Genomic DNA, 24,712 nt, shown 5'->3' with positions numbered 1-24,712 from the left:
TTCGCGCTGGATGCCGGCCAGAAGGCCGGCGCACCCGGTCTTCTGTCGCGCAGGCTCCTAGTGCTTGTAGTCGCGGTGGTGCTGCGCCAGCAGATCGCGGCCGAAATCGCCGTCGAAATCTCGCCAGACGGTGTGGCTGTGGTTCGCTCGGTTCTGGACGTTGTCGTACTCGATGACGAAGTCCGGCGCCTGCACGCGGTAGTAGTGGGGCGCGCCGGGCTCGCCCGGACCGATCCAGACGAAGTGGATCGCGTCGCCGGCCGCTTCGACCTGGGCGCGGCGCTTCCCGGCCAGGTCCGGCGGAACGTTTCCAGCGTACTCTTCGATCAGGGCGTCCAGGAGGCTCCGCTGGCCGGGCCGGAGGGCGCTTGCGGGCAGGCCCTCGGGTTCCCCTGGTTCCACTCGCGGCTTGTTCGACGTGAAGATGTCGCGGGGCGCGTCGGCGCCGATCACGGCCTGCTTGCGCTGGTCGTTGTCGAGGGAATCGAGCAGCGCGCGGGCGAGGTCCTCTTCGTTGCCCAGGGCGCGTAGCCCTTCGCGCGGGCCGCTTGGGACGCGGTGCGGGTTGGCGCCCAGGAACAGGGGAGTGGAGGCGGTCGCTTCGCCGGCGACGACGGTGAAGTTGAGCGACACGTGGTGTCCCTCGAAGCTCCAGCCCCAGTCGCGGTCCTCGCCGGGCTCGCCGAAGAACGTGACGTGGTAGCGCAGGGGGTCACGCATCGACGTGAAGCGGTTGGCGCCGGCAGCCTCCTCGAGCTTGCGCAGCACGGACTCCAGGCTCATCACGGTGGCCGTCTTGCCGTAGCCCGTGCGGCTGAGCGAGGCGCTGAGCAGGGCGTGGAGCAGGTGGTGCTGGTCGGGGCTCATGTCCAGCATCGACAGCCCCTTGCGCTCCTTGGGGATGAAGTGCCAGTCGACGCGCTCGGCGGCGTCGAAGTCGAGCATGACGGTCGCCCGCTGCTCGTCGCTCAAGGAGGCGAGCAGGTTGTTCGCCGCGGAGGCCATCGTGTTGGAGGTCTTGTCGTTGCCGGCGGCGGTGAGGAGTCCGGCCGCGCCGGCGCAGCCCAGGGCGATCAACAGCATGCGTGCGGACATCGTATGTCTCCTGCGGTTCATCGGCACCGCCGGCGTTGTCGCCGGGTGCCGCGCTCGTTGCGGGTTTGGGCATTGCAGCGTATCGCGCCGCGGCGGGTGCGCGGGTCCCCGGAAGTCCAGGGCTAAGCTCGCGCGATGATTCGGCTCGCCGCGCTCGTCGCCATGGCACTGCTTGCGGCCGTTCCCGCCGCCTCGCAGGGCCGGCCCGGCGTCCGGGCGCTCGGGATCGAGCAGCCGGTGCGGGTCGACGGGGAACTGGCCGATTCCGCCTGGCTGGAGGCTGAATGGGCAGGCGGCTTCACCCAGCGTCAGCCCCGCCCTGGAGAGCCTTCCAGTGAGCCTACGGAGTTCGCCATCGCGTACACGCCGGACACGCTCTACGTCGCGGTGCGGGCGAACGACCGCGAGCCGGCGAGGATTGTGGCGAAGGAGATGGAACGGGACAGCGACCTGTTTCAGGACGACTCGATTCTGCTCCTGTTCGACACGTTCCACGACGGGCGGAACGCCTACCTGTTCCTGACGAATCCGAACGGCGCCCGTACGGATGCACTGCTGACCGACGAGGGCAGGGACGTGAACTGGGCCTGGGACGGCGTGTGGGACGTGGCTGCGCGCAGGACCGGCCAGGGCTGGGTGGCGGAGATCGCGATACCGGTCTCGACGTTGCGCTTCGATCCCCAGAGCGAGGTCTGGGGCCTGAACGTGCAACGGCTGATCCGGCGCCGGAACGAAGAGACCCACTGGGCGCCCCTGCCGCTCGAGGCCAGCCGCAACAGCGACCTGACCCAGTTCGGGCAGGTTGCCGTTTACCGCGTCTCGCTGGCCGGGGAGATGAGCGGATTGCGAGGTCTTCGGCCGTCACGCCAACTCGACATCATCCCCTACGCGGTTGCCGGCCGGAGCGACGACCGGGTCCTCGGGGGCAGTAGCAACGACTTCGACGGCGGACTGGACCTCAAATGGGGGCTTACCCGCTCCCTGGTGCTCGACCTGACCTACAACACGGACTTCGCCGAGGTCGAGGTCGACGACCAGCAGGTCAACCTGACCCGGTTCTCGCTCTTCTTCCCGGAGAAGCGGGACTTCTTCCTGGAGAACGCGGGCGTCTTCGACTTCGGGCCGCGGCCTCGGGTGCCGTGGGGTCAGCCGCTGATGAGGCCGTTCTTCTCTCGACAGATCGGGCTCGAAGGCGGTCGCACCGTGCCGATCGACGTCGGTGCGCGGCTCACGGGGCGCGCCGGGGGCTGGAACGTCGGCGTTCTGGGGGTCGGCTCTGCCGGCCTCCCGGCGGGGGAGGACGGAGAGAGCGCTGTGCCCGCGGCGACGTACGGCGTGGCGCGTTTCACCAGGAACATCGGCGAGCGATCGACGGTCGGAGGCATCTTCACCCAGCGCGGGCGGGAAGGACACGGCAGCGAGCGGCTGCTCGGACTCGACTTCGACCTGAAGCCGACCCAGCGGACGGAGGTCTCGGGGTTTTGGGCGGAAAGCGACCTCGGGCTGGGCGCCGCCGAAGCGGAGGACAACCAGACCCGAGGCGCGGGTCTTGCTTACCAGGGGCCGGAGCTCACCGCCAGCGCGGACTACGTGGAGGTGCAGCCGGACTTCGAGCCGACGGCCGGTTTCCTGCTCCGGCGGGACTTCAGGATGTTCTATCCGCGCCTGGAGTGGCGCCCCAGGATCGAGAAGTGGGGCCTGCTCAATTGGTGGTCCGACCTGGGAGTCGAGCGCTTCGAACGGAGCAGCGACGGCCGGTTGGAGAGCGAGAGAATCGCCCTCTCGCCTTTCGGCTTCGCCACCGAGAGCGGTGAGTTCCTGTGGTTCGGCCGGCGCTGGTCCAAGGAGCAGTTGTTCGAGCCGTTCGAGATCTCCCCGGGCATCGTCGTTCCCACCGGCCTGTATGACAACGAAGGCTTCGCGGGCGGCTTTTCCACCAGCGGCAAGCGGGCGGTCTGGTACGACAACCTGACCTTCTGGGGCGGCTTCCTCGACGGCGACTGGTTGTCGACATCGTCGACCGTGACTCTGCGGCTGTCGAGGCGGCTGCGCGCCTCGACTTCCTGGTCATACACCGACGTGTCGCTTGCCGCCGGCAGTTTCAGCTTCGATCAGTTCCGGCAGCGGTTGGACCTCTCGTGGACCCCCAACCTTCGTCTGAACCTGCTCGCTCAGTACAACACGGCCGACGAACTGCTCGGCGTGAACGCGCGCTTCCACTGGATCTATCGCCCCGGATCGGACCTGTACGTCGTCTACAACGAGAACTGGATGGCAGAGGCGATCCACCGCCGAGTGCCCCTCGGCCGGCAGGTGATCGTCAAGCTGAACTACCGGATGCAGCGCTGACGCCGCATCAGGCGACGCTCGGGTCGGCCTGGACCGCCAGCTCACGGACCACGAAGGACGACCGTCCGCTGTTCTCCTCCCAGATGCCGACCGCCAGGCGGTACGAGCCCGGCGACAGGAGCACTTCGCTGCGGACGGCGATGTACTGGCCTGCCGCCTGCTCGAGTTCGGCGACCGGCACGTTCAGCTCGAAGTCGAAGTGCTGGGGAGGCATCCGGCTGCCGTCGTCGCGCTGGACCTGGACCACGACGCGGAAGAAGCCGCTGGCGACGGGGGTGCGGGTCGCCCGGGTGGGTGCGAGATCGAGGTCGCCGATCGGCAGACTGGCCCTGACTTCCAGCGGCGTGTGCCCGGGCTGGTCCGGCCGCTCGCGCGACGCGGATCTCCTGACCTGGACCTCCATGCCGTGGTTGTTCTCCTCCCAGCCGAACAGCAGCGTTCCCCAGGCCCGGCTGGCGAGGTTCTGCTGGATCGTTACCGGCGCGTAGCTCGCCCGGTAGCGGAGCGAGCCGCTCCGGGCGAGAGGCCGCTGGCGCAGCCGGAGCGTGATCTCGCGAATGCCGGTGTCGCCCATCGAGTCGGGGGGCGTGAAGGAGAGCGAGTAGTAGGTCGAGATGTCGGTGCGGGTCGACTGCAGGAACTCGGCGACGCCGGTATCGGAAACGAAGGAGAGCCCGCCGGTCAGGCCGGCCAGACTGTTCAGGCCGCTCCGCACGTTCGACAGCTCGACGATCGAGCCACGGTCCTTGGCGCTCTCGCCGAGTTCGCTGATCGCCGGGTCGATGACCGGCGGCTTGAGTGGGTAGAAGGTGACCCGGTGGGTGTTCGCGAGTGCCGCCAGTTGATCGAAGGCGTCCGCGCAGCTCAGTTCGGCGGCCATGGTCTGGAAGGCGAACGCGCCGCCGTCGTCGACCTGGACGATGTTCGTCGCCACGCCCATGCGGTCTGCCCGGTCGACGCCGAAGGGCCGGTGATTGCGATCGTTCAGGTCGAGCGAGCCGCGGGCGCTGATCATCTCGTCGCCCTCGATCTGCCGGGAAGCGCCCGCGAGGCGGTCGTACATCGTCTTGGCGGCGCTGTCGAGGGGGTGGCGGGGTAGGCCGTCGCTCACGAACAGGATCGCCTTGCGGCCGGGAACGAAGGCGAGCGCTTCGACCAGCGAGCGAACCGCGCTGACGGTCAGCAGGGTGTCCTGCCGCAGGGCCTGGCCGAAGCTCCGGAGGTTCGCCTCCACGCTGGCGAGGGAGGCCTCGCCGAGACGGTAGCGGCTGCCCTTTGCCGCCATCAGACGCAGCGCCTCCCTCATGGCCAGGGAAACGGAGCGCTGGTGGGTGCGCAGGGTCGTCGTCGGGATGTCTCGGTTCATCGCGGTTTCGATCGTCGCCCGCACCGCCGCGCGGTCGCGGGTGGGCGACAGCAGCGGTTCGAGGCGCTCACCGAAGGCCGCGGCCGCCACCCAGGTCGGGTTGGCTGCAATCTCCTCGTCGAGGGCTCCCGCGATTTCGGCCAGGGCCGCGTCGCGGTGCTTCCGCTGCAGGTGGCGCTCGTCGATGAACAGGAGAATGGTCAGGCGTCCGGTGACGGTGGTGCGGAGGTCCTCTCCTGCGGCCACGCTCAGTATCTCGACGGGTTCGTCCTGGACCTTGAGTTCGAAGTCGTCCTTGGTCAGGCCGGTGACCGGCCGGTCGGAGGAGTCGGTGACGACGGCGTCGAGACTGATCAGCCGGACGTCGATCGACTCGCGGAGCACGATGTCCTCTCGAATCTGCCCCTGCTGCGGCTGACCGTCCTGCGCGTTGGCCCCTGTTGGACCCGCGAAGTGGGACGCGGCCGTGAGCGCCATTGCGGCGGTAGCGACCAGCAGCCTCGGCGGCCGGCGGTGGCATTCGGAACCGGTCAACGGACACCCATGTTAGCGCCAGCTGTTTCGAGCCCGAGTCGCGGGGAACCGGGCGAGCAGGCTGCTATCCTCACCGTTCGCGACCAGAGGAGGCAGTGTGATGAGACGGAGTCTCGTGGAACGGACGGTGTTGACGCTGCTTGCGGCGTTGGTGCTCGCGGTGGCACCCGCGGCGGCCCAGGACACCGATTACAGGGCGCCACGCACTCACGACGACAAGCCGGATCTCAACGGGATCTGGCAGGCGCTCGGTGCGGCCCACTGGGACATCGAGCCGCACGCCGCACGTCAAGGCCCGGTGGTCGAGATGGCCGCGCTGGGCGCGATACCGGGCGGTCTCGGCATCGTCGAAGGCGGCAGGATCCCGTATCTGCCGGAGGCCCTGGAGAAGCGCGATCAGAACCGCGAGAACTGGCTGGCTCTCGATCCGGCGGTGAAGTGCTACATGCCGGGCATCCCGCGCGCCAACTACATGCCGTTCCCGTTCCAGATCGTCCAGACGCCCGATCACGTGCTGATCGCCTACGAGTTCGCCAGCGCCAGCCGCGTGGTCTACATGAACCGGGAGGGTTTCGAGGCACCGTTCGACACCTGGATGGGACACTCGATCGGTCGCTGGGAAGGGGAGACGCTGGTGGTCGACGTGACAAGCCAGGTGCCCGACACCTGGCTCGACTCGAGCGGCAACCACCACACGGACGCGATCCACGTCGAGGAGCGCTGGACCGCGATGAGCCCGTATCACCTCCAGTACGAGGCGACGATCACCGACGAGAACGTCTACAGCCAGCCCTGGAAGATCAGCCTGCCGCTCTACCGCCGGGTCGACACGAACATGCAGCTTCTCGAGTTCAAGTGCGTCGAGTTCGCCGAGGAACTGATGTACGGCCACCTGCGCAAGGGCGCCGACTCGGGTCCCTGACTGGCACGGACATGGAGAGGAGAACAGCGATGAAGTTCCAGCGAATCGTCCTACTGGCAGGGGGCCTCGCCCTGGTGCTCGCCATACCGCTCGCCGCTCATCACGCCTTCTCGGCCGAGTTCGACGCGGATCGGCCGCTCCAGCTTCGCGGCAAGGTGACGAAGATGGAATGGATCAATCCCCACGCCTGGATTCACCTGGAGGTGATGAATGACGACGGCAGTGCGACCGTCTGGATGGTCGAGGGCGGCACGCCGAACACGCTCGCCAGGCGCGGCTTCACGAAGAGGTCGCTTCTGCCGGGGACCGAGATCGTCGTCGACGGCTACCAGGCGAAGGATGGCTCGAACAAGGCGAACGGCCGCGACCTGACCTTCCCGGACGGCCGCAAGCTGTTCATGGGTTCATCCGGCACGGGCGCCCCGCGCGACGGCCGGGATCCGACCGAGCAGTAACGGAAGCAGCGGCTCGGGAGCTACTGGCCGCCGCTGGCGGCGCTGCGCGTCTCTTCCTCGAGTAGTCGCGCGCCCCTGAGGATGTTGCCCATGGCGTAGTTTCCCTCGTGGCAGGCGTACTCGTAGACCTTGGCCGGTGTGCCGGGCCACAGGTACTCGCCGCTCCAGGGCGCGCTCCACACGGTCGGGTCCTCTACCGTGAACGCGTAGAGCAGGTCGTCCGCGTTGACCCGTGTGAAGCGCTCGGTCACCTTGAGGTTCCGTGAGGCCAGGAAGAGCGCCGGGCGGTCGATGAAGTTCGTCGTTTCGACCACGAGCGTGTCGTCCTCCCACCAACCGATCGAGTCGCCAAGCCAGCGGCGCTCGTCTTCCGGGATGTGCTCGCCGCCAATGCGGACGATGCGCGCGTCGTGCACCATCTCGACCAGGATCATCAGGTGGTCTTCGGTCTGCACGATCCGCTTGGCGTTGTTGTAGAGCACGGGCAGCATCGGCGGTCCGCCGGTGGAGCCGAAGCCGATCAGGCAACGTTCAGGCACGCCCAGGTTCTCCGGGCCGTCGTACGGCCCGGTGCCCTCGACCTCGAGCCACCAGGCGGTGCCGTCGTTGCCGCGCCGGCGACCGCGCCGCTCGGACATCCGCTGTAGCGTCTCGGCGGTCAGTTGCGGCATCCGGCCGTTCGGCGGGTCGACGATGATCGAGGTCCGGAACCTGCCGTCTATCGAGAACACGTCGCTGCCGCGATCGGTCCAGAAGTTGTTGTAGCCACCGACGTTGCCGGCGCCGCTCGTCTCCCGGAACTCGTCGCCGAGACCGATTGGCGGCGCGCCGCCGGGCGGCGGCGGTTCGTCGATCCGGCGGACGGCGGCCCGGGCCGCTACGCGCTGGCGCTCCCGTTCGACGATCTCTTCCGCCTGCTCGCGCGTCAGGTAGAGGTTGTCGCCGAACTCTTGAGGTCGCTGCAACGGAGTCAGCGTGGAGATGTCGTAGTCGCCGGTCAAGTCGGGACGGCCGGAGGCCGTGCGCGGGATCGCGTCGTCGTCGGCAGGCGCGGCGGGCACCGTGAGGAAGGCAAAGGCGGCGGCCGTGGCGGCAGCGAGAGTAACTCTGCTCGGCATGTTTTCTCCTCTCATCGATAGCCCGTTGGTGCCACCGTTATAGCAGCATGCCGCGGCTCAGGCAGGCAGAGAGGGTTGGCGCCGGGCCTTGTTGGTCGCCATGCACAGTGGGCACGAAACGCCCTGCCTATTCGCCGAGCGCCGGGAGCGACCCGGCGCCTGGTGTCGACTGTTGTATTCGGCAGGAGACCCGGCTCGCAGGCCCACGGCGCGACGACAACCAACGGCGAGAAGCTACCGCGCGGTCGATTGTCCGTCAAACGACCCGGCCGCCTGTCGGGGTGGGACCGGGCCGGACGCCGATCGTTCCGGTCAGCGTAGGGACGCCGTCATCGCCGCGACCGCCAGGCCCGCCAGACCCATCTCCAGCACCTTGCCGGCCGCCCAGTTGATCGCGGCGATGGCGAAGCCCGCCGGCCTGGAAAGCCGGAACACCGCGGCGGCGCCCAGCCCGAGCAGGAGAAAGGACCAGACGAACACGAAGGAGTGGATCATCAGGTCGAGAATCGCGCCCGGCGCCATTTCGGCTACCTGCCCCAACACGTCCAGGCCGGCATCCGGTCTGCTGTCGAGGACGTTCCGCTGTAGCCCAAGGATGCCGTCGACCCGGGTGGTGCTCAACAGCGAGCGGACCACCAGCCCCACGGCGCCGACGAGGCCGACATGCAGCGCCAGCGAGAGGCACTGTTCAAACCGCGCCCGACCTTTCAGGGCCGCCGCCACGAGCCGGAGCACGACGGCCTCGACCAGGAGCAGGAGGGGGATGGCCGCGAAGGCGAACGAGACCATCCCGTAGGGGATCTCTAGGGGATCGCCGATGCTGTTCATCGCATCGGCGAACCACGATGTCGTCAGCAGAACGGCCAGGACGATCAGAGAGCTGCCCACGGCCAGGCCGGCGACCCACGGGTGGTGCTCGCGGATGACGACGAAGCTCTTCCGCGGGGCGGTGAAGATCCAGATCAGCGCCTTGAACCAGAGGTGACGGCTCGCCTCCGGTTGCCCGCCCATGAGGGGACTGTATCGCCCCGGGATCGGCCTCCGCGACGGCCGCGTCAGGCCGGCATGAGACGGGCCGCCAGACCGGTCGTCGCGGCCGTGACGGCCGTCGTCGCCGCCCAGTAGATCGCGGCCAGCAGCCATGCCTTGCGCTGCGGCACCTCGAACACCGCGGCGGCGCCCAGCGCGAGCAGCGCGAGAAACCAGATCGTGAACGGGTTGATGCTCGCGTAGACGACGTTGAGCGTCTGGTTGTCGCCGGCCAGCAGCAGGTCGAGTCCCATCGGCGCCCGGAGGTCCAGTTGCGATCGGATCGCGTCGGTGCCGCGAACATGGAGGAGAAGGAAGTTGGCCCAGCTCTGGAGATGAGTGATCACGGCCAGGTGGATGATCAAGGCGAGGGACTGGACGAATCGGAGCCGTCCCTGGAGGGCGATCGCCAGGAGCCACACGAGGACGGTCTGAATCGCGAGTCCGACGGCCACGGAGAGGGGACCGGTGGCCATCGCCAGCCAACGCCCTGCCGCGGCTGCCTGTTCGAATTGCGCCATCATGGCGTCGACCTGGTCCGGGCTGCCCGGCATCCGCTCCGTCAGCTGGGCCCGCATGGCCTGGAGGCCCAGCGGCGCCGAGACCAGGGCCAGGGCGGCGTTTCCGGCCAGGACCAGGAGCAGCGTTGCGAGCCATGGGTTGCGGTGCCGGATGATCTCGAAGCTCTGCCGCGGCCACGCGAAGAGCCCGAGCAGCGCCGTGAGCCAGGCGTTGCGGCCCTGTGAGTGGTTGCCGCCGGTTTCGGTGTTGCGTTCGCCGTTGATGCTGCCTGGGTGCTCGGTCATGTCGCACTCCTGTTGCCGATCCAGGAAAGGCGGGAGAACCTCTCGCGCCTGGAGATGCTGAGAATGAGGTTCTCGAGCCGCCCGGCGCCGTCTTCCCCTTCGGCGGCGGGTAGTTCGCGGAACTCCTCGCGGGAGCACGACAGGAGGACCTTGCCGTCCCTGATGACGGCGATGTGGGTCGACACGCGCTCGACGTAGTCGAGCATGTGGGAAGTGAGGAAGATGGCTACTCCCTGCTCGGCCATTTGCTCCAGGATCGACATGACGGTCCGGGCGCTCAAGGCGTCCATTCCCTCGAATGGCTCATCGAGGAACAGGACCCGCGGCGCGTGAAGCGTCGCTGCCGCGAGGCGGATCTTCTTTCTCATCCCGTGCGAGTAGGTCGTGATGGGGCGCCTGGCCGCGTCTTCGAGGTCGAAGACCGAGAGAGCCTCGTCGGTCCGCTGCCCGGCGTCCTCCCGGCTCAGGCCGTAGATGCGGGCGTAGGAGAGCAGCAGCTCCTCGCCGGTCAGGCTCTCGAACATCACGCTGTGATCGGGGACGATGCCGAGTTGTTGCTTGAGGCCTGTGTCGTTGAGGTCGATCGGCCTGCCGAGCAGGCGGACCGTGCCGCTCGTGGGATTCAGCACCCCGGTCAACATGGACCAGGTCGTTGTCTTTCCGGCCCCGTTGGGACCGACGAAGCCCAGGATCTGTCCCTCCCGGACGTCCAGGTCGACACCGTCGACGACGACGTTGCCTCCGTACGACCGGGTCAGGTTCTCTGCCTTGATTACTTCCATCCGTGAGATGTTCCTTGTGGTTGCAGGGGCGGGAGGGGTTACGGGCAGGGGTCTAGTGGGACGGGTCCTTAAGCAGGAGTTCGCGGCCGCGGGTTGCCAGCAGCCGTCTCTGCCTTCGCCGTGAGGCGTATGCGGCCGCGACGGCGAGGAGGAGGACGGCGACCGCGATGATTCCGGCCGTCGGCGGCGTCATGCGCTCGCGTTCCAGGAGCGCCCAGAGAACAAAGGAGAGGGCGCCCGGCAGGCCGACGAGGTGTATGGCGACCATTGTGGCGCCAAGCCTGGCGCCGTCGGGGTCGTGCAGGAGCCCTTCGTTGCGCTGGGGCCAGCGAAGCTGAAGCAGGCCGTACGTTGCGGCGGCCATGAGGAAGCCGGCGAGCATCAGGCAGACGGCGACGAGGAAGAACGGCCAGCCGAACCACTCAAGCGGCGTCAGTCCCAGGATGAACGCGACGGTGAAGAGGATAACGACGTTCATCGCACGGCCGGGTGCGCTGAAGATCCCCCGGACCGGGAACGGCAGCGTGAGCGACTCCCGCCATGCGTGGCAGGTCGGGGGCTGCTTTCCGATGCGAAAGTCGTTCAGAAAGATGGCGAGGAGCGCCGCCAGCCCCACCGCGAAGCCTCCTGCGGTGGGCACCAGGACGAGGGTGGTACCCAGGACCAACGCGAGAACCAGGCGTGCCGGCTTCAGACGCAGGAGGCACTCGATCTCGACCAGCGTCAGGACGCCCGTTGGAGTGAGACGCTTCGCCTTGCGGAGCAGCCTGGCAAGAGGCAGGCTTCCGGAAGCCGTGCGCCGGTCGCCACCGGGACGTTCCAGGTAGCCGCGAAGCAGGAGCCGATTCTCGAGCACGGCCAATACGCCGAGAACGGCCATCAGGACGCCGAGTCTCGCCAGATTCGACGCCGAAGGCCCCGGTTCGTGGACGATGCCGGCGACAAGGCCGGGCGGCGTGTAGCCGAGGCCGCCGAGAAAGGCCGACTCCTCGATCGTCCGAGTGAGCCCTTCGGAAGCGATCTCCCCGCCGAAGGCCAGCACCCCGAGCATGATCGCGCCCTGGCACGCGGCAACGATCGCCACGATGGCCAGGGCGCCGAGCTTGCCTTCGACCGGCCGGTTGACGAGAAGCGACAGGATCGCCGCGGTGCGGCCGAAGATCCAGACCAGGCTCAGGATGGCGAGCAGGGTGATCGGCGCGCCGCTGACGCCTCCCGATCTTGCGACGGCGAGGTAAACGCCGGCTGGACCGAGAACCGGGAGCCAGTAGCCGATCGTGCTAAGAGCGAAACGGAGCCCGTACAGGTCCCGGAAGCCGACGGGGAGCCGCAGCAGGTCCTCCAGGTCGAGCAGCCAGGTCACGGGCACTCGAAGCAGCACCTGGGCGAGCAACGCGATCGCCGTCACGGAGCAGGCGATCAGGCTGAGGAGGTTTCTCCGGAGGACGTCGCTCTCGATGGCGAAGATCGCCGGAAGCATGCCCGCCGTCGCGACGGTCGCGAACGCGAGGAACAGGGCGGCAAAGAAGATCGCCACCGCCAGCGGCTGCTTGCTCCGCCGGACGGCGTCCGGCAAGGCCAGCCGCGCGAGCGTCAGCAGCCGGTCGACCCGGCTTCGCGCTTTCATGAACGCCGCCATCGAGTCCTTGATTCGCAGTGTCCGGCTCTAGGAGGAAGGCCGACACCAGGACTGGCGGCGGGCCGCGCTGGCCGCCTTGCAGAGGAGCGACGAGACCCCCCACCGCTTCGCCTGACGAAGGGAGCGACCCTAGGCCCAGGGGCACTGGCCAAGCAAGGCAGGGGGTCCGGCTCGCAGGCCCACTGCGCCTCTGACAACCAACGGGTGGACGCTAGCGCGCCAGGATGGCGTCCGTCAAACATCTCTGCGGAGTAGAGAGACGATGGCCACGGAGGAGACGTGGGAGGTCGACCCGATGGGTTGGGCAGGGCTCCTGACTTCTTCGTGGCCATCGAACTCTCTATTGACGTGGTCTTACTGCGTCTGAGGGACGCGACCTAGGAGCAGAGCGGAAGTAGAACGGGTGCGTAGGCTCCGGCGAGGGCGAGACCGACGCCGCCGGTCGCAGCGCCTACTGCGAGAGCTGTGAAGCTGAAAGCGAGGACTCCGCCGACGCAACTCCAGTTCGTTCCGCCGATCGCCGCCGCGAGGACGAGGTCATCGGCTTGCCCGGCTTCGGCCGAGTAGCCGCCGTCGGGGACCGGGAAGTCGAGAGCGCTACTGGCCCCTGCCGTTGGAGCGAATGCGAACGCGAGAATGATGAGGAGAACTGTGGCTAGTGCTTTCCTGGACATGTCGTTCCTTTCGAGGATCAAGTGGTTTGGGTTGATTGGTTGACTGACTGGTTGCGTCGAGTGACTGAGCTCAGAAGAACATGGCGCAGGCCATGCCGGCGCCGCCCAACAGGACGCCGGCGACCGTGCCGACGCCGCTCAGGGTGAGAGCGAAGCCGGCTCCCGTGGCGGCTCCGCAGAGGAAGTCGGAAGTGGGGCCCGTTCCTGCTGTTCGCATCAGAACCTGGTCGGTAAGGAGATGCTGGCCGAGTCCAGGGGCAGGCTCGAGAACGGACACGGCTGGGTGTGCGTCGGAGTCCCCGGGCCAGTAAGGCGAGGAATCAGGCGCGTGACCGGCTGCCGAGGACAGCAACGCGGTACACGCAAGGATGGGCAGAAGAGGCTTTGTCATGACTAGAGTTCCTTTCTTTGTCGGAACGAGTGGCTCAGAGCGGGATGTAGCAGTGAAGGGCGATGAGGGCGCCCAGGCCGGGAAACGCGCTGTCGACCATGGTCGCCAGCGCCCAGCAGTTGAAGTCGACGACCCAGTCGACTCCGCCGGTGACAGGCGCGAGGCCTGCCTCGGGCAGGTTCGCGATCAAAGTTGACGTGACATCCATTTCGCTTTCCTTTCAGCGTTGCGATTGGCAGGGACGCTAGAAAGGCAGGGGGATGGGAATGCACTGGTCGGTGGGACCGGGCCAGGGGTTCGGGAACGGCAGAGGAAGCGGGAAGGGCTGGCCCGGCCCGGGAAAGGGTGGGGCGTCGCAGGGCACCGGGAAGTACCAGGCCGTTTGGACCGGCGCCTCCGTCCGGATGGCGTAGCCGTTCCATTCGGCAGCCGGCTCGAGGCCCAAGGCGGCGATCAGCGTGACGTCGCCAGAGTCCGGCGCCCCGCTGGCGGTCGGCGTCGCCATTGCGGTTCCGGCGACGAGCAGGATCAAGGCGGAGGGAAGTGCAATGCGGAGTTTCATTGAGGGCTATCTCCTTCAAGGGTTGTGGGTTGGGGTGAAACGGACGGCATCGTGGCCGTCCGGGGAATCGGTGGCGGGTCGCCGGTGAAGGCCAGAACGACGCCGTCCCAGGAACGTTCGAAGGTCCTGGAAGTCATGCGCAGCCGCCCGAGGGAGGGATCGTCGATGACGAGTTCGTCGCTGGCGCTGCGGATGACGACGAAGTGGTCGCCGTGCACGTGCGCGATCGCGGGCAGCGGGATGTCGCGAAGCCGCTGGACGGGAAGCCGGAGGCCCTGGCTCGTCACGCCTCGCTCCTCCGCGGCCTTCTTGAGCGCCAGCAGGCTGGTGCCGTCCGGCCCGGTTCCGGTGGCGACCTCGAGCTCGGCGAGGGTCGTGTCCCGAATGCCCCAGTGGTCGAGGACCATCTTCAGGGCCGCCGGGCCGCAGTCGGAGCGCCTCTGCTGGCGGACGATCTCGCCTGGGGCCGGCGCCGATGGGTCGAGGGTGGCGGCCCAGGCAAGCCGGTCCATGGTCGGCCCGAGCGCCCGGGCCGCGACGGTCACGAGACCGGCCGCCAGCAGCAGACCGGCGGCTGCCGCGTGCGGTGGGCGAACCCGGAACCTCTCAGAGCGCATCGGTTCCGGATTCCAGAAAGGAGCGCCAGGCGATCTCTGGACGTTCTCCGGTGGTGACCGCGAGGATCCGGGACTGCCCGTCGACCAGGAACACGAGCGGCACGTGGACGACGCCGAAGCGCCTGGAGACGGAGGCGTCCGGGTCGGCGATGGCGAGAAGATCCTGGTCGTTCGCTTCGGGCGCATGGGCGCCGGCGACGACCGCGATCAGGTCGAAGGCCGGACCCTCGGCCCGGGCCATGCGCCGCAAGGCGGTGATGGTGCGGTCGCAGTTTCCGCAGCCCGCCCTGGCGAAGGTCACGACCCGTAGCCGGCCGGGAGAGGCCGGCAGGTCTTCACCGTCCGCGAAGCCCGGCAGCGCGGGGAACACCGCGCCGACTTCGGGGCGCTGAGCCTGCCGGGCTCGGAGCCCGGACTCGAACCAGAGCAAGCCCCCCAGGGGGGCGAGAACGGCCAGGGTGACGGTGGCGATGGCCAGGCGGCGACGGTTCATCGCCGCCCTCCGACGATGCCGGTCGCCCGGCGGCGGATCGCCGGTCTTGCCCGGCTGTACAGCATGGAGACCAGTGGTTCGGACCGCGTGCCCAGCATGCGGAACGCGCGTGCCAAGCCTGCTTCGAGAGCACTGGCCGGAGGCTGGGAGAGCCTGGGTTTCCATTCGCGCAGCCGATAGCGGGCGCGCGGATCTGTAGGCGGTTGCCTGAGAGTCGGAGAGGGGTGTGGGGACGTCATCGTCCAGCTCCAGTGGTTCCGTTCGCAACGGCCGGACGGCCGTTGGCGGGTTGTCGTTGAGGTCGATGGCCGCCGTTCAGTGGCCGCGTGTATCGACTAAGACGCAAAAGGGCCCTCGGAACCCATGGCGGTTCCGAAGGCCCTTCGATGCGGCCGGAAGAACCGGCCTTAACTGGCGCCCGGCGCTAGCTCAACAGGAGCCGGAGATCGTCGGCGGTGAGATCCCGCAGGGACGATCCGCCGCCTTCGAGGATCGCGTCGGCGATCTGCCGCTTCGAGCGCTGGAGTTCCAGCATCTTCTCCTCCACGGTGTCGCGGGCGATCAGGCGATAGGCGAACACAGGCTGGGTCTGGCCGATGCGGTGGGTGCGGTCGATGGCCTGCGCCTCGACGGCCGGATTCCACCACGGGTCGAGCAGGAAGACGTAGCCGGCGGCGGTCAGGTTCAGGCCGACGCCGCCCGCTTTCAGGCTGATCAGGAAGATGTTGGTGTCGGGGTCGTTCTGGAAGTGGTCGACCACCTCGCCGCGGTTCCGGGTCTGGCCGTCGAGGTAGGCGTACGGGACACCCTGCTCCTCGAAGTGGCGCCGCACGTAGGCCAGCAGCGACGTGAACTGGGAGAACACGAGGCACTTGTGCCCCTCGTCGAGCACCTCGGACACCTGCTCGAACAGCGACTCGAGCTTGGCGCTGCCGGCGTCGTTCCAGGACTCGTCGATGAGCCCCGGGTGGCAGGCGACCTGCCTCAGGCGAAGCAGCGCCTCGAGCACCTGCATCGCCGATCCGCCGACCCCCTTGTCCTCGACCTGCTTCAGCAGGCTGTCGCGGTAACCGGCCCGGAGGTGGTCATAGATCTCCTGCTGCTTCGGGTTCAGGGTGCACTGCAGGATCTGCTCGGTCTTCTCGGGCAGGTCCGGGAGCACCTCTCGCTTGCTGCGGCGGAGGATGAAGGGCCGCAAACCCTTGGCAACGAGGGCGAGTTCCTGTTCGCTCGGCGCTCGGCCGCCGGCAAGCACGTCCAGGGCCGGCAGCCGGCCGAGCAGGCCCGGGTTGAGGAACTCGAAGATCGAGCCGAGTTCGCCTAGGTGGTTCTCGATCGGAGTGCCGGTCAGCGCCAGGCGGTGCTGGCCGTTCAGCAGGCGGCAGGCCTTGGCGGTCTGCGAGGTCGCGTTCTTGATCGCCTGGGCTTCGTCGAGGATCACGGTGTCGAAATCGACGGTGGAGAGGTAGCCGATGTCGCGGCGGACGGTGCCGTACGTCGTGACGACGAGGTCGGCGGAGGTGACCTCGTCCCGCAGTTCCTCGCGGTCGCGACCGGCGTACTCCAGCACCTTGAGATCCGGCGTGAAGCGGGAGGCCTCGTCGATCCAGTTGTACACCAGGCTGCGCGGCGCGACGACCAGGTAGGGCAGCTTCGTCGTCCGCGAGGCGGTGCGGTACATGCGAAGCAGCGCCAGCGCCTGGATCGTCTTGCCCAGGCCCATGTCGTCCGCGAGCACGCCGCCGAGGCCGAACTCGCGCAGGAAGCACAGCCAGCCCAGCCCGAGGCGCTGGTAGTTGCGAAGCGCGCCGACGAAGCTACGCGGCTCTTTCTTCGGCTTGATCGACGAGAAGGTGCTCAGTTTCTCGCGTAGCTCGGCGAAGGTCTTGCTGACGTTTACCGGTGGCGTCACCGCCAGGAGCGCGTCGACCAGCAAGGCCTGCGAGGGCAGGAAGCGCAGTCCCTCTTCGCTCGAGGCCTGCGCGAGCTGGCTGAGCGAGCCGTAGTTCTCGACCCAGGCCGCCGGCAGGAGTCCCTTCGAACCGTCGTCCAGCTCGACCGATCGTCGACCCTCCGAGATCGCCGACAGGATCTCCGAGAACTCGATCTGGTCCCCGCCGAAGTCGATCTGGCCGCTGAGCTCGAACCAGTCGACACCGCTCTCGATGCGTAACGCCGGCGGGTTTGGCGGCCGGATCGAGGCGCCGTGGGCTTCGACCTCCCATCCCTCCGCGAGCAGCGGCTCCGCGACCGCGGGCAGGTCGCGCGGCTCGAGCTCCAGGCTGTGGCCGGCCTTGGATGCGACCGGCTTCAGGCCGAGCTCGAGGAGACGGACAAGCGCGTCCTGTTCGACTTCCAGGTCGCGCCTGACGAAGCGGTGTTCCTCCCAGTCGACCACTGCCGACCTCGAATCGCCAGCGTCGACCGTGAGGCTGCCGTAGCCAAAGGAGAGCCGGGCCTCGAGTTGGGGGTTCATCCACTCCGGCGCGTCCTCCGGCTCGAGCGCCAGACGCGGCTGGGGGACCGGGGACTCTTCCGAGAGGTAGACCTCTTCCGGAAGTTCCAGAGGAGGCAGGGTGGGCAGCTCCAGGAGGCTGGTCACGGCCGCTTCCAGGTCTTCGTCCGGGATGACCAGATCGCCGCTCGCGCCGAGCAGGGTGTACCAGGGCTGGTCGCGCTGCGGTTCGAGGTGCAGGCGGCCGATCGAGTTGTCGAGCAGTAGCAGCGTGTTGCCGGCTGCTTCCGTGTCGGCACCGGACGTGACGCCGTTGCCGTTTGGGAACGGCAGCACCAGGGCAGCGCGGCTGAGGGGTGTCGTTTCGTCGCCGCGCTTGAGCAGCCCGCGGAGCCGGATCCGGCTGGCGGCGGCGATCTCCAGTTGCAGGGTCAGGCGCCAGGGCTCGCCGTCGTCGAAGCTCACCGGGTGCAGGTTGGCGAGGGACCGGCCGTCCCACCAGAAGAGCTGGCCGTCCGTACTGAGGCGGGGCAGCAGGTGATCGACCCAGTTCAGGGGCACGAAGACGCGCTGGATCTGAGGGCGCCCCGGTGGTCGGCCACGCCCGGCCTTCCGCTTCCGCCCCTGGCGTTGGGGCGCCTCGGGCGGCAGCGCGGTAACCATCGCCGGCTCCGCGGCCGGGAACGCTCCGTTCGTCGGGGAGGCGTCGGCGTCAAGCGAGTTCAGGCCAAGCAGTTCCTCGACTTTGGCGTGGTCGATGTTGAGACGCTTCAGTTTGCCGAACTCGCCTTGCGGATTCCTCTTGCGGCCGAAGATGTCGATCATCAGGCCGCCGGCGTTGCGGCTCGTCGCCGCGTTGATCAGGAACCGGATCTCGGGCTCTCCGTGCCTTGCCGCAGAGGTCTTCTCGGGAAGGCCCCGCTGGTCGATGTCCTCGCGGACGGCGTCGACGACCGACCTCCAGCTCGTCGTTGCCGGTGTTCGCCTCCGGCGCCGGCTACGGCTCCTGCGGGTGCGCCGGGAAGGGCGGGGAGGTGCGTTCGCAGCGGCGGTCGGTGTGTCCATCGTGTTCAATGCCGATCCTGGTATGGAGACCTGTGGAGGCCGGGTCTTCCGCAGCGAAACGCGGCCTGATCCGGCTGGCTGGCTCTTCGGCTCCTTCGCGGCGAGTTCGAGCAGCGACGCCCAGATGTGGCCGCAGGCCGTGCCGCCGGCGAACTGCGGGCAGTCGCACACCGCGTGGAGAATGCGCTCGTCGGGGACTCTCGACCAGTCAATCTCTACGGTGCTGACGTCGTTCCCGGCCGGAGTGTTCGCGGCGGCGCCTTCGCAGGGCGCCAGCGGTTCGACGATAGCCCGGACGCTCGTACCGTCGACTTCCAGCTTCACGTTTCCCGCCGAAAAGACCGCTTTGCCCCGTTCGCGGTCCTCGGGGCGGAAATGAGACGCACTGCGCTGATGAAGCGCGACCGTGCGCGTCTTGCCCGCGCCGCCGCGTTGACGGGGACGCCGGCGGCGGCGGGTCGGCCGCCGCTTGGAGACGGCAGGTGTCCCGGTGGGGTGTTCGCCTTGCGCTTCTGGCATTCCGGTGGGGTATCGACCCGTTGAGTCCACTGGCGCCGCCGGCTGGCAGTTCAGTTCCTCCCGGAGGACGGGGCGACGTGGTTGACGTCTCGGGAAGCTGAGGCGCGGCCGCTTTGAGGCATCTGGTGGCGACAGCCGGGGTGGACGGTCCCCTGCCTCGCGGCGCCGTGAAAGCTCCGCGATTGTAGCCCAAAACCAGAGATGAGGCCAGACCACCTGTTACGATCGATCGCTCCGACGAGACACCGCCCTGGATCGAGCGAGGAGTCGACGATGGCGCAGACCGCGACGGCGCAACTCGAAAGACCGGCAGCCCGAAGAGAGGCGCGGCCGACACCGGAACGGCAGACCGAGACCCGGCAGCCTTTCGACCTCTCGAACGAGATGGCGGCGACCGTCGAGCAGCTCGGCATGGCGGAGAATGTCCACGACATGCAGGAGCAGGGCTACACCATCCTGCGCGAGGTGGCGCCGCTGGAGGTCACGGAGCAGTTGCGGGAAACCTGTCTGCGCCTGGCGGAGGAGACGGAAGGACGGGCCAAGGGCCGTTCCGCCGCGCTTCTGCTCGGCCGCGACCCGATCTTCGAGGATGTCGTCCTCCGGCCGAAGATCCAGACCCTGGCCGAGGTCATGTGCGGGAAGGGTGCTCTGCTTTCCCAGTTGATCTGCAGCATCCGGCCGCTCGGCGCGGCGAAGCTCCCGCTGCACGCGGACCAGAACTGGCTGCCGGCCCCGTTCCCGGTGCACAACCAGCTTCTGACCCTGTGCTGGGCATGCGACGAGTTCACCGAGGCCGGCGGCTGCACCAAGGTCATTCCGGGAACCCACCGCCTGCGTCGCCATCCGAACGACGAGGAGGTCGCGACCGAACCCGGCGCGACTCCGACCGAGTGCCCGGTGGGTTCCGTCGTGGTCTGGGACGGTTCGATCTGGCACGGCAACTACCCGCGCGCCATTCCGGGCGAGCGCGTCGTGCTGCACATCACGTTCTCTCGTCTGGCCTTGCGGCCGGTCGAGGACTACAGCCATCTCGACGAGGAGTGGCTCGAAGGCAAGCCGTACCCGCTACGCGTGATGCTGGGCCGCGAGGATTTCCTCGGCAGCACGACGATCGAGCGCGGGCACGCGGACTACGCTCACCTGGTCCGCACCTTCAACTGGGCGAAGACGTAGCGCAGGCTCCTACGGCTGGATCAGGTAGGTGAACTTCACCGCGATCTGGCGGTGCGTGCTCTGCCGGTAGCGGAGGTCCTCGGCCATCCAGTTCTCGTTGTAGACGACGAACAGGTCGGAGCCCGGCTTGTAGATCCAGTGCAGGCGGATGTTCGTTCCGAGGTCGCCGGAGAGGTCGTTGTACTGGAGGATCGTGTTGAGCCGCAGGTTCGGGGTGAACGTGAAGTTGACGATCTGGCTGTAGAGGCCGACGTCGAAGGCGCCCTGGGGGAGTTCGACGTCGTTGAAGACCCAGCGGGTTTCCGTCTGCAGGTTCTTCGAGAGGCGGAGAGTGAAGGTGACGCGGCCCGAGGTCTGGGTGCCGTTGTAGAAGTCGCCGGCGCCGATGACCCCGCGGAAGCCGAGCAGGCGGCTCTGGTTGGTAAAGCTGGCTGCCTCGATCGTGTCGAACTCGTAGCGTCCCGGTGGGATCACGATCCCGGGCGACACTTCGAAGGGCGCGACCAGGTTCTCCGTTTCGTGAACGTAGCCCAGCCGCCACCGGTCCTCGGTGGTCATTCGCATGCCGATGGGCGAGAACTGGATCCGCTGGGTTTCCAACTCGCCGTCGTCGAGGGTCTCGTAGTAGTCGACGTACAGCTCCGTGAACCAGGAGCGGACCGGACCCCGTTCGATTCTGGGCAACCACTGGATCTGCGGGTTCAGGTGCCGGACGTTCCGCCGCAGGAGGAAGCCAGCCTTGGTGTCGTAGTCCTTCTCGATCTCCTGGGCGTCCAGGAACACGGTCAGCGCGCGGCCCTGGTAGTCGAAGTTCAATCCGTAGGCCGATTCGCCGGCGTCGGCGGAATCGTCTGACGTGGCGCTCCCGGAACTGGCGGACGGCTCCTCGCTGATGCCGCTGCTGGACCAGAAGCCGCCGAAGATCACCTTCGGGCCCGGCTTGTAGACGAAGTCGACACCGGCGACCCGATTCGCCAGTTCGCCGTCCGGCGCCGCTTCGGTGAGCATCGCGCCGATCGACGACCGCTCGCCGACGTTGCGCTTCAGGCGGGCGACCGTGAACGCGTTCGGAGGCGGTGTTTCACCCTCTCCCTCGAGGCCGGCCGTCGCGACCCGCAGGATGCCGATGTCCCAGCCGCCCACGCGCCCGGTAAGGCGAGCCCCCCAGTCGATCGGTACTTGCCGCCCCGCGTCCAGACCGACTCGCCGCGAGAAGAACGCCTTGAGCACCGGCGGTTCGTAGAAGCGGCGGTGAGGAGGGCCGAAGTCGAAGATTCCGGCGTTCTCGAGGAAGAAGTCGCGCTTCTCCGGGAAGTAGAGCGAGAACCGGGTGAGGTTCGTCTGCAGCTCATCGACTTCGACCTCGGCGAAGTCCGTGTTGTAGGTCAGGTCGAGGGCCAGGGAACGGGTGACGCCCCACTTCAGGTCCAGGCCGTAGTCGCCGTCGGTGGCCGGGTCGAGCTCGAGGCGGGGGTCCTCGCTGACGTCGCCGATGACGTAGGGCTTGATCTGAAGCTGCGCCGACTGGCTGAGTCCGGTCAGCCCGGTCAGTTCTCCCGCCATGGACACCCGGTGCACGGGCTGGACCTCGGAGCCGACCTGGCCGAGGACGCCGACTTCGCGCGGCAGACCGGACCAGTGGGTCATCTCGCGCTTGTGCGCGATGTAGCGCTGGACGTTGAAGCCCCAGGCGGGAGCGGCCGGATCGAAACGGAGTGTCGAGATGGGGATGGCGATCTCGGTGGTCCAGCCTGCAGCCGTCTTCCGGGACGCGACGGACCAAATGCCGTCCCATTCCAGGTTCAGGTCGCGCCCCTCGTCCGTTACCAGAGTGTCGGTCCTGGCGCCGTTCAGGTTCGTTTCAAAGGCGTAGGCGTTCCGCCGATCGTGGAAGGTGTCGAGCAGCAGCATGATCGAGTCGTCCTGGAAGATGCGGCTGTCGCGCTCCATCTCCTTGGCGATGATCGCGTCCGGGTCCGCGTCGAAGGCGGTGATGCCGAAGAAGATCGTGCTGTCCGTGAACACGACCCGGACTTCCGTCTGCTCGGTCGCCGGTACGCCGTCGAGCGGTTCGTGTTGCATGAAGTCGGTGCCGACCTCGGACGCCTGCCAGGCCCGGTCGCTCAGATCGCCGTCGACGTTGGGACCCTGCTCGACCCGGGTGGCCGCCATGGTCGGGCGCTCGTCTGCGGGCGCGGAATCCCGCCGGCCCGCGAGCGGCGGCGCTGTCAGCAGGAGGAGCGCGCCCGCGGTCGCCGCCGCGGTCGTCGTTCGTATGGGCACGGGTGTGGCTTCGGCGGTTGGCGGTGAGAACCTGGACCCGGCGGCGGCGCTGGAGCGCATCCTGTTTACGTCCAGGAACGGGCGGAGGCTAGCAGCACCGTCAGGGCTGGATCAGGTAGGTGAACTTCACCGCGATCTGGCGATGGGTGCTCTGCCGGTAGCGCAGATCTTCGGCCATCCAGTTCTCGTTGTAGACGACGAAGAGGTCGGAGCCGGGCTTGTAGATCCAGTGCAGTCGGATGTTTGTCCCGAGGTCGCCGGAGAGGTCGTTGTACTGAAGGATCGTGTTCAGCCGCAGGTTCGGTGTGAAGGTGAAGTTCACGAGCTGGCTGTAGAGGCCGATGTCGAAGGCGCCCTGGGGAAGTTCGATGTTGTTGAAGACCCATCGGCTCTCGGTCTGGATGTGCTTGGAGAACTTGAAGTTGATCGTCGTGCGGCCGGACACCTGGGTGCCGGTGTAGAAGTCGCCGACGGTGATACGGGAGCGCAGGCCGAAGAAGCGGCTCTGGTTGCTGTAGACGGAGAACCGCGCAGCGTCGAACTCGTAGTAGCCGGGCGGAATCACGACTCCCGGCGAGACTTCGAAGGGTTCGACGAGGTTCTCGGTTTCGTGGAGATAGCCCAGGCGCCAGCGGTCTTCTGCCGTTGTCCGCATGCCGATCGGGGAGATCTCGATTTGGCGGGATTCGAGCTCGCCGCCGTCCAGGGTCTCGTAGTAGTCGGCCCTGATCTCCGTGAACCAGGTGCGGACGAAACCCCGCTCGATCCGTGGCAGCCACTGGATCATCGGGTTCAGGTGACGGACGTTGCTTCGCAGCAGGAACCCCGCCGCCGGGTGGTAGTCCTCTTCGATCTCCTGGGCGTCGAGGTAGACGGTCAGTTCGCGGCCCTGGTAGTCGAAGTTGAATCCGTAAGCAGCCTCTCCGGAGTCGCTGGAGCCACCGGCCTCGGCCGTTTCCTCGCTGGCGCCGCTACTCGTCCAGAAGCCGCCAAAGCCGAGCGTGGACGTGGGCTTGTAATCGAAGTCGACACCGACGACCCGGTTAGCCGCCGCGCCGCCGGGAGCCGTTTCAGTGACCATCGCGCCGACTGACGAGCGCCGGCCGACGTTGCGCTTGAGGCGCGCGACTGTGAACGCGTTGGCCGGAAGCTGGCCGTCTTCCTTTGCGATGCCGGCCGTCGCGACCCGAAGAACACCGAGGTTCCAGCCTCCGACCCGTCCGGTCAGGCGGGCGCCCCAGTCGATCGGGACCTGTTTCCCCTCGTCCAGGCCGACCCGGCGCGAGAAGAAGGTCTTGAGCACGGGAGGTTCGTAGAAGAGCCGGTGGGGTGGGCCGAAGTCGAAGATGCCGGCGTTCTCCAGGAAGAAGTCGCGCTTCTCCGGGAAGTACAGCGAGAACCGGGTCAGGTTCGTTTGCAACTCATCGACCTCGACCTCCGCGAAGTCCGTGTTGTAGGTCAGGTCGAGCGCCAGGGAGCGGGTGACTCCCCACTTCAGGTCGAGGCCGTACTCCCCGTCCGTGCCTGGATCGGCGTTCAGGCGTGGATCCTCGCTCACATCGCCGATGACGAAGGGCTTGATCTGAAGTTGCGCTGACTGGGACAGCCCGGCGAGCCCGGTGAGTTCTCCCGCCATCGATACGCGATGTACGGGCAGGACCTGGGAGCCGACCTGTCCAAGGGTGCCTACTTCGCGTGGCAGGCCCGACCAGTGGGTCATCTCGCGCTTGTGCGCGATGTAGCGCTGCACGTTGAACCCCCAGGCCGGAGCGGCCGGGTCAAAACGGAGAGTGGAGATCGGAAGCGCGATCTCGACCGTCCAGCCGAAGCCGGTCCGCCGCGCGGCGGACTGCCAGATGCCGTCCCACTCCAGGTTCAGGTCGCGACCTTCGTCGGTGACCAGGGTGTCGGTGCGGGCGCCGTTGAGGTTCGTCTCGAAAGCGTAGGCGTTGCGCCGATCGTAGAAGGTGTCCAGCAACAGGATGATCGAGTCGTCCTGGAAGATGCGGCTGTCCCGCTCCATCTCCCTCGCGATGATCGCGTCGGGGTTGGCGTCGAAGGCGGTGATGCCGAAGTAGATCGTGCTGTCGGTGAACACGACACGGACTTCCGTCTGCTCGGTGGCCGGCACGCCGTCGAGCGGTTCGTGCTGGATGAAGTTCGTGCCGACCTCCGAGTCGGCCCAGACAGCGTCGCTCAGGTCGCCGTCGACGTTCGGCCCCCGCTCCACGCGGGTCGCGGCCATGCTCGGGCGCTCGGCGCCGGCTTCCGGTTGCTCCTGACCGGCGACGGGGGCGCCCGCGAGGAAACCCAACAGGCCCACAGTCGCGGGCAGGCTCCGTTTCACGGGACGCAGGCTAGCAGCAGCGTTCTTCGTCCAGCCGC

19 protein-coding genes are annotated in these 24,712 nt (G+C 67.7%); 4 read left to right on the top strand and 15 right to left on the bottom strand.

Going from position 1 to position 24,712, the window contains the following annotated elements; all coding sequences use genetic code 11:
- Positions 1-57: 57 nt before the first annotated feature.
- A complete protein-coding gene (locus OXI49_13320; protein MDE2691491.1) occupies positions 58-1,095 on the bottom strand; it encodes a DUF3500 domain-containing protein in 1,038 nt (345 codons plus the stop codon).
- A gap of 135 nt (positions 1,096-1,230) precedes the next feature.
- Here OXI49_13320 and OXI49_13315 point away from each other — a divergent pair, with 135 nt between their 5' ends.
- A complete protein-coding gene (locus OXI49_13315; protein MDE2691490.1) occupies positions 1,231-3,444 on the top strand; it encodes a DUF5916 domain-containing protein in 2,214 nt (737 codons plus the stop codon).
- A gap of 7 nt (positions 3,445-3,451) precedes the next feature.
- Here the strand turns inward: OXI49_13315 and OXI49_13310 are convergent, their stop codons facing one another.
- Positions 3,452-5,344, bottom strand: a complete 1,893-nt coding sequence (locus OXI49_13310) for a VWA domain-containing protein (protein ID MDE2691489.1) — start codon at positions 5,342-5,344, stop codon at positions 3,452-3,454.
- Positions 5,345-5,444: 100 nt separating this feature from the next.
- On the opposite strand from OXI49_13310, the gene OXI49_13305 reads away from it, so the two are divergent.
- Both OXI49_13305 and OXI49_13300 read left to right on the top strand, forming a co-directional pair.
- A complete protein-coding gene (locus OXI49_13305; GenBank protein ID MDE2691488.1) occupies positions 5,445-6,266 on the top strand; it encodes a hypothetical protein in 822 nt (273 codons plus the stop codon).
- A 29-nt stretch (positions 6,267-6,295) separates the two neighbouring features.
- Positions 6,296-6,721: a DUF6152 family protein gene (locus OXI49_13300; GenBank protein ID MDE2691487.1), complete on the top strand. Its 426-nt coding sequence runs from the start codon at positions 6,296-6,298 to the stop codon at positions 6,719-6,721.
- 20 nt (positions 6,722-6,741) lie between these two features.
- Here the strand turns inward: OXI49_13300 and OXI49_13295 are convergent, their stop codons facing one another.
- The 11 genes from OXI49_13295 to OXI49_13245 form a co-directional block, all read right to left on the bottom strand.
- Positions 6,742-7,839 (bottom strand): hypothetical protein, encoded by a 1,098-nt coding sequence (locus OXI49_13295; GenBank protein ID MDE2691486.1) that lies wholly within the window; start codon positions 7,837-7,839, stop codon positions 6,742-6,744.
- A gap of 312 nt (positions 7,840-8,151) precedes the next feature.
- The gene (locus tag OXI49_13290) at positions 8,152-8,850 is read right to left on the bottom strand and encodes a YIP1 family protein (GenBank protein MDE2691485.1); all 699 of its coding nucleotides are present in this window, start codon (positions 8,848-8,850) and stop codon (positions 8,152-8,154) included.
- A gap of 44 nt (positions 8,851-8,894) precedes the next feature.
- Positions 8,895-9,674 (bottom strand): YIP1 family protein, encoded by a 780-nt coding sequence (locus OXI49_13285; GenBank protein ID MDE2691484.1) that lies wholly within the window; start codon positions 9,672-9,674, stop codon positions 8,895-8,897.
- Positions 9,671-10,456: an ABC transporter ATP-binding protein gene (locus OXI49_13280; protein MDE2691483.1), complete on the bottom strand. Its 786-nt coding sequence runs from the start codon at positions 10,454-10,456 to the stop codon at positions 9,671-9,673. Before OXI49_13280 ends, OXI49_13285 begins: the two co-directional genes overlap by 4 nt.
- Positions 10,457-10,508: 52 nt before the next feature.
- Entirely contained in the window at positions 10,509-12,083 is a 1,575-nt protein-coding gene (locus OXI49_13275; protein ID MDE2691482.1) for a hypothetical protein, read from the bottom strand.
- A 756-nt stretch (positions 12,084-12,839) separates the two neighbouring features.
- Positions 12,840-12,986 carry a hypothetical protein gene (locus tag OXI49_13270; protein MDE2691481.1) on the bottom strand — a complete coding sequence of 49 codons (147 nt, stop codon included), beginning with the start codon at positions 12,984-12,986 and terminating at the stop codon, positions 12,840-12,842.
- A gap of 208 nt (positions 12,987-13,194) precedes the next feature.
- On the bottom strand, positions 13,195-13,368 hold the full coding sequence (locus OXI49_13265) for a hypothetical protein (protein ID MDE2691480.1): 174 nt from the start codon (positions 13,366-13,368) through the stop codon (positions 13,195-13,197).
- Positions 13,369-13,404: 36 nt separating this feature from the next.
- Complete coding sequence (locus tag OXI49_13260) at positions 13,405-13,722, bottom strand: hypothetical protein (protein ID MDE2691479.1); 318 nt, start codon at positions 13,720-13,722, stop codon at positions 13,405-13,407.
- Positions 13,719-14,339: a cysteine peptidase family C39 domain-containing protein gene (locus tag OXI49_13255; GenBank protein ID MDE2691478.1), complete on the bottom strand. Its 621-nt coding sequence runs from the start codon at positions 14,337-14,339 to the stop codon at positions 13,719-13,721. Before OXI49_13255 ends, OXI49_13260 begins: the two co-directional genes overlap by 4 nt.
- Positions 14,329-14,832 (bottom strand): hypothetical protein, encoded by a 504-nt coding sequence (locus OXI49_13250; protein MDE2691477.1) that lies wholly within the window; start codon positions 14,830-14,832, stop codon positions 14,329-14,331. The genes OXI49_13255 and OXI49_13250 overlap by 11 nt, the downstream gene beginning before the upstream one ends.
- A 424-nt stretch (positions 14,833-15,256) precedes the next feature.
- On the bottom strand, positions 15,257-18,871 hold the full coding sequence (locus OXI49_13245; protein MDE2691476.1) for a DEAD/DEAH box helicase: 3,615 nt from the start codon (positions 18,869-18,871) through the stop codon (positions 15,257-15,259).
- Between the two features lie 273 nt (positions 18,872-19,144).
- Between OXI49_13245 and OXI49_13240 the strand changes: the two genes are divergently transcribed.
- On the top strand, positions 19,145-20,044 hold the full coding sequence (locus tag OXI49_13240; protein ID MDE2691475.1) for a phytanoyl-CoA dioxygenase family protein: 900 nt from the start codon (positions 19,145-19,147) through the stop codon (positions 20,042-20,044).
- 9 nt (positions 20,045-20,053) lie between these two features.
- On the opposite strand, the gene OXI49_13235 is transcribed toward OXI49_13240, so the two are convergent.
- Together OXI49_13235 and OXI49_13230 are read right to left on the bottom strand one after the other, a co-directional pair.
- Positions 20,054-22,327 (bottom strand): DUF5916 domain-containing protein, encoded by a 2,274-nt coding sequence (locus tag OXI49_13235; GenBank protein MDE2691474.1) that lies wholly within the window; start codon positions 22,325-22,327, stop codon positions 20,054-20,056.
- A 100-nt stretch (positions 22,328-22,427) separates the two neighbouring features.
- Positions 22,428-24,674, bottom strand: a complete 2,247-nt coding sequence (locus OXI49_13230) for a DUF5916 domain-containing protein (protein ID MDE2691473.1) — start codon at positions 24,672-24,674, stop codon at positions 22,428-22,430.
- Positions 24,675-24,712: the final 38 nt, after the last annotated feature.

It is taken from the genome of Acidobacteriota bacterium, from assembly GCA_028875725.1.
Classification (GTDB): Bacteria; Acidobacteriota; Thermoanaerobaculia; order Multivoradales; family Multivoraceae; genus Multivorans.
This window is presented reverse-complemented; position numbering and strand designations above follow the sequence as displayed.

Bases quoted from the DNA above. Each gene is read 5' to 3' on its own strand.
- OXI49_13320 (MDE2691491.1), bottom strand. From the start codon at position 1,095: ATGTCCGCACGCATGCTGTTGATCGCCCTGGGCTGCGCCGGCGCGGCC.
- OXI49_13315 (MDE2691490.1), top strand. From the start codon at position 1,231: ATGATTCGGCTCGCCGCGCTCGTCGCCATGGCACTGCTTGCGGCCGTT.
- OXI49_13305 (MDE2691488.1), top strand. From the start codon at position 5,445: ATGAGACGGAGTCTCGTGGAACGGACGGTGTTGACGCTGCTTGCGGCG.
- OXI49_13300 (MDE2691487.1), top strand. From the start codon at position 6,296: ATGAAGTTCCAGCGAATCGTCCTACTGGCAGGGGGCCTCGCCCTGGTG.
- OXI49_13295 (MDE2691486.1), bottom strand. From the start codon at position 7,839: ATGCCGAGCAGAGTTACTCTCGCTGCCGCCACGGCCGCCGCCTTTGCC.
- OXI49_13290 (MDE2691485.1), bottom strand. From the start codon at position 8,850: ATGGGCGGGCAACCGGAGGCGAGCCGTCACCTCTGGTTCAAGGCGCTG.
- OXI49_13285 (MDE2691484.1), bottom strand. From the start codon at position 9,674: ATGACCGAGCACCCAGGCAGCATCAACGGCGAACGCAACACCGAAACC.
- OXI49_13280 (MDE2691483.1), bottom strand. From the start codon at position 10,456: ATGGAAGTAATCAAGGCAGAGAACCTGACCCGGTCGTACGGAGGCAAC.
- OXI49_13275 (MDE2691482.1), bottom strand. From the start codon at position 12,083: ATGAAAGCGCGAAGCCGGGTCGACCGGCTGCTGACGCTCGCGCGGCTG.
- OXI49_13270 (MDE2691481.1), bottom strand. From the start codon at position 12,986: ATGCGAACAGCAGGAACGGGCCCCACTTCCGACTTCCTCTGCGGAGCC.
- OXI49_13265 (MDE2691480.1), bottom strand. From the start codon at position 13,368: ATGGATGTCACGTCAACTTTGATCGCGAACCTGCCCGAGGCAGGCCTC.
- OXI49_13260 (MDE2691479.1), bottom strand. From the start codon at position 13,722: ATGAAACTCCGCATTGCACTTCCCTCCGCCTTGATCCTGCTCGTCGCC.
- OXI49_13255 (MDE2691478.1), bottom strand. From the start codon at position 14,339: ATGCGCTCTGAGAGGTTCCGGGTTCGCCCACCGCACGCGGCAGCCGCC.
- OXI49_13250 (MDE2691477.1), bottom strand. From the start codon at position 14,832: ATGAACCGTCGCCGCCTGGCCATCGCCACCGTCACCCTGGCCGTTCTC.
- OXI49_13245 (MDE2691476.1), bottom strand. From the start codon at position 18,871: ATGCCAGAAGCGCAAGGCGAACACCCCACCGGGACACCTGCCGTCTCC.
- OXI49_13240 (MDE2691475.1), top strand. From the start codon at position 19,145: ATGGCGCAGACCGCGACGGCGCAACTCGAAAGACCGGCAGCCCGAAGA.